Genomic DNA, 564 nt, shown 5'->3' with positions numbered 1-564 from the left:
CGCCCGGTGGGCGCCAGCGGCGAGCGGACCCGCGCCCGAATAATCGACGCGGCGATGCGCTGCGTGGCGGAGGTCGGGTACTCCCGCGCAAGCATTCGCGAGATCGCCCGCACCGCGGAGGTGACCAGCGCCAGCCTGTACAACTACTTCCCCAACAAGTCGGAGCTGATCAAGGCCGCCGTCGCGGCCAGGACCGACGTCGCGTTGCCGCGCCTGCGCGAGGCCGCCCAGGGTCCCGGCGACGTCACGGACCGGATCGAAGCGGTGCTCGACGAATCGGGCCGGTTGATGCGCGAATACCCCGACCTCGCCGCCTTCGAGTGGGCGCTCCGTGCCGAAGGTGCCGTCGACCCTCGGGAGGGCGGCGCCGGATTCCAGGCCTTCCGCGAGATCATCGAGGGCATCGTCGGGGGCACCGACAAGCCGGGCTCGGTGGAAGCCGTCTATTCGCTGATCTACGGGTTGACCGAGCTGGCGGCGACCGTTCCGCCGGAGGAGTACCACGCTGCGCTGGACTCGGCCAAGCGCCTGATCAGGGGCACGCTGCTGGGCGGCGGCCCACAG

General features: G+C 71.1%; 1 protein-coding gene. It reads left to right on the top strand.

Annotation, left to right across the window (positions count from 1 at the left end; genetic code table 11):
- The coding region (locus tag A5706_RS19675) for a TetR/AcrR family transcriptional regulator (RefSeq protein WP_068134020.1) at positions 1–564 on the top strand (564 nt) is incomplete at both ends.

This window comes from Mycobacterium sp. E796 (genome assembly GCF_001672815.1).
Lineage (GTDB): Bacteria > Actinomycetota > Actinomycetes > Mycobacteriales > Mycobacteriaceae > Mycobacterium.
Note: the sequence above shows the minus strand (reverse complement) of the source record. Positions and strands in the feature narration are given on the sequence as shown.